This window comes from Pseudostreptobacillus sp., assembly GCF_977040545.1.
Map to the genome: position 1 here is coordinate 1 of NZ_CDRRBS010000096.1, position 3,913 is coordinate 3,913.

The following is a 3,913-nucleotide window of genomic DNA, read 5'->3' on the forward strand; positions in this document are numbered from 1 at the left end:
AATTGTCCATTTTCCTGTTAATAGTTTTTGTGTAGTAAAAAAGGGACATGCTCCAAATAATTCTTGATTTTTCATATTCTAACTCCTAAAATTTTTTATATTAATAAAATAGTTGATATAATATATAAAGAACCTATAGATTTTTTTGGAAAACAATTTTTAGAATTTTTAAAAAAATATAATATAGAAACAGGGAGATTTACTGATACAACAGACTAAATTGTATTTTAAATTTAATTGTGGTATAATCGAATAAAGATTGGAGAAATATGAGAAATAATAGAAAAAAAGATGAAATAAGAGAAATTAGAGTAAGTAAAGAATATATTAAATATCCAGAAGGTTCTGTTTTAATAGAGTTAGGTAATACTAAAGTAATATGTAATGCCACTGTAGAAGAAAAAGTTCCTCCATTTTTGAAAGGAAGCTCAAAAGGTTGGATAACAGCTGAATATTCTATGTTACCACGTGCTACTAATACAAGAACTAAGCGTGAATCTTCTAACGGTAAATTAACTGGAAGAACCATGGAAATCCAAAGATTAATAGGAAGATCTTTACGTGCAGCTATAGATTTAAAAAAACTTGGAGAAAGAACTATAATGATAGATTGTGATGTAATACAAGCAGATGGTGGAACTAGAACTGCTGCTATTACAGGTGGATATTTAGCCTTGGAATTAGCTGTAAACAAACTATTAGATAGCGGGAAAATAACTGAAAATCCTATTGTTTCTAAAATTGCTGCTATAAGTGTTGGAATAGTTGATGGTGAGGTTTTACTTGACTTAGAATATGAAGAAGATTCAAGAGCTGAAGTAGATATGAATATTATTATGAATGATAGGGGTGAATTTGTAGAAATACAAGGAACTGGTGAAGGAAAGACTTTTAATTTAAAAGAATTAAATTCTCTTTTAGAAATTACTCGTAATGCTTTTGATAAGTTATTTACTTTATAGGAGAAAATATGGAAAAAATAGATATATTAAATCTTAATTTAGAAGAATTGCAAGAAGTTTTACTGGGTATGGGATTTAAAAAATTTAGAGCAACTCAAATATATGAGTGGTTGCATAAAAAACTTGTGTTTGATTTTGAACAATTTACAAATATTTCTAAATCGGATATAGAAATATTAAAAGAAAAATTTGAGATTGGTAGTTTGAAATATATTATGCACCAGACTTCTAGTGATAAAGAAACTGTGAAGTTTCTTTTTTCAATATCAGGTAAGAGATTGATAGAATCAGTTTTATTAAAGTATAATAATAGATATAGTATATGTGTATCATCTCAAGTTGGATGTCCATTAAAATGTGATTTTTGTGCGACTGGTATGATGAAATTTGAAAAAAATCTTAAAGCTTCAGAAATTTTGATGCAATTTTATTATTTGCAAAATTATTTGAAAGAAAAGGGTGATAAGATTTCTAATGTTGTATTTATGGGTATGGGAGAACCTTTTTTAAATTATGATGCAGTACTTAAGTCTATTAATATTTTAAATTCCAAAGAAGGTCAGGAATTTTCTAAAAGAAATTTCACAATCTCAACTTCTGGATTAGTTAAAGAGATAAATAGATTTACTGAAGATGAAAAGCAAATAGGATTAGCTATTTCTCTTCACAGTGTAGATAATGAAAAAAGATCTGAATTGATGCCTATAAATAAGGTTAATCCTTTGGATAAATTAAAAGAAGCTTTATTAAATTATCAAAGTAAGACAAAAAATAGAATAACTTTTGAATATATATTGATAGATGATTTTAATTGTGAAAGAGAAGATGCGATAAATCTTGTTAAATTTATGAAGTCATTTAATCATTTAGTTAATTTGATACCGTATAATAAAGTTGTAGGGAAACCTTATGAAACACCTAGTTTGAAAAAACAAAAAGATTTTTATACTTATTTATTAAATAATAAAATAAATGTAACTTTAAGAGAGACTAAAGGAGAAGATATACAAGCAGCTTGTGGTCAACTTAAAGTTAAGAAAGAGGAAATTGATAATGAAGAAAATATATAAATACACGATAACTATAATTCTTTCTTTAGTATTTATTGGTGTTTTATTTTTAGGATATGTTATTTTTGAAGTTAATAGAAAGTATCCAGATGATTTAATAGAAAATTATAAAACACTATCTCCTTCTGTTATCTATGATATTAATGGAAATCAATTAGATTTAATAACAGTTGAGAATAGAGATCCAATAAGTATAGATGAAATACCGGAAATGGTCCAAAATGCTTTTATTTCTGTTGAGGATAAAAGATTTAGAAGTCATAATGGATTAGATTTTGTAAGACTTTCTAAAGCACTATTTTTAAATGTTACTAAAACTGGACGTGAAGGAGGTTCTACTATTACTCAACAATTAGTTAAAACTATATTTTTAACTCCAGATAGAACTTTAAAAAGAAAGATTGTAGAAGCAGTGCTTGCTACAAGAGTAGAAAGAAAATTAACTAAAGATGAAATATTAGAACTTTATTTAAATACAATAAACTTTGGAAGAGGGGCCTATGGAATAAAGAATGCTGCACGGATTTATTTTAATAAATTACCGAAAGATTTAACTGTTGCAGAAGCAGCAATACTTGCCTCTATGCCTAAATCACCAACTAAGTATTCTAAATTAAAAAATGCTTTAGAAAGACAAAAAGTTGTATTAAATTTAATGTATAAGAACAATGCAATAACAAAGGAAGAATATGAAAAAGCTTTAAATGAAAAAATTGTATTTTCAAATAATAAAGCATTAGAAAGAAATCAAGATGAAAAAATATCTTCAACAAATATAGCACCTGAATTTACTACGGTTATTCTTTCTGAAGTGAAAAAAATATTAGGTATAGAAAATGAAGAGGATGAAAAATTATTGTTTACAGGATATAAAATATATGCAACAGCTGATATAAACATGCAAAAAGCAGCCTATAAAGCATTTGCAACAAATAATAATTTAAATAAGAGAGCGGAACTTGAAGGTGCACTAATATCTATAGATCCAAGTAATGGTTTTGTTAAAGCTATGGTTGGAGGGAAAAATTATGCTAAAGGTGATTTTAATCGTGCAACTAGTGCTAAAAGACAACCCGGTTCATCATTTAAACCTTTTGTTTATTTAGCTGCATTACAAAATAATCTTACAATGGGAACTACTTTAGAAGATTCACCTACAGTTTTTGGTAATTGGACTCCTAAAAATTATGATTGGAAATATAGAAACAATATGAGTTTATTAAAGGCTTTAGAAGTATCAGATAATATAGTTGCTGTTAAGGCTTTAGATCTTGCTGGGCTTAATAAAGTTATTAAACTTTGGAAAAGTTTTGGATTTGAAGATACAGAAATTCCTAAAGATTTAACAATAGCATTAGGTTCTGTTACATTATCTCCAATTGATATGGCTCGTGCTTATGCTATAATTGCTAATGGTGGAAATAAAGTTAAACCTCAATTTATATATAAGATAGAAAATAAGTTTGGAGAAGTTATATATGAAGCTGATACTAAAAAAGAAAAAGTATTAGAACCAGAATATGCAGCTTTAGTTACTCATATGATGCAATCAGTTGTAAAAAACGGAGGAAGTAAAGGAGCACAAATTTATGCTAAGGGAACTGCTGTACCTGTAGCAGGTAAAACAGGAACTACTAGTGATGATGTTTCTGCATGGTTTACTGGATATACACCAACTCTTGTAACAGTTGTATATGTAGGGAATGATAATAATAAATCTATGGGTAGAGGAATGTCAGGGGCAAGTGCAGCTCTTCCAATTTGGAAAAACTATATGCAAACAGTTTCTAATTTAAGTAATTTTGATATAGGTAAATTCCAATTTATAGAAGAAGGTTTAGCTAATGGAACTTTGGTTAAAAAAACTATAGATTTAAGAAC

The 3,913-nt window shown here is 27.4% G+C and carries 3 protein-coding genes; all 3 read left to right on the forward strand.

The features are described 5' to 3' along the window. The first annotated feature begins 269 nt into the window (after window positions 1–269). The gene (gene rph / locus ACWYO2_RS05180) at window positions 270–962 is read left to right on the forward strand and encodes a ribonuclease PH (RefSeq protein ID WP_455515420.1); all 693 of its coding nucleotides are present in this window, start codon (window positions 270–272) and stop codon (window positions 960–962) included. 8 nt (window positions 963–970) lie between these two features. Next, window positions 971–2,032 carry a 23S rRNA (adenine(2503)-C(2))-methyltransferase RlmN gene (rlmN, locus tag ACWYO2_RS05185; RefSeq protein ID WP_455515421.1) on the forward strand — a complete coding sequence of 354 codons (1,062 nt, stop codon included), beginning with the start codon at window positions 971–973 and terminating at the stop codon, window positions 2,030–2,032. After that, window positions 2,016–3,913 (forward strand): transglycosylase domain-containing protein (locus ACWYO2_RS05190; RefSeq protein WP_455515422.1); only part of this gene is annotated, 1,898 nt, incomplete at its 3' end. The genes rlmN and ACWYO2_RS05190, both read left to right, overlap by 17 nt.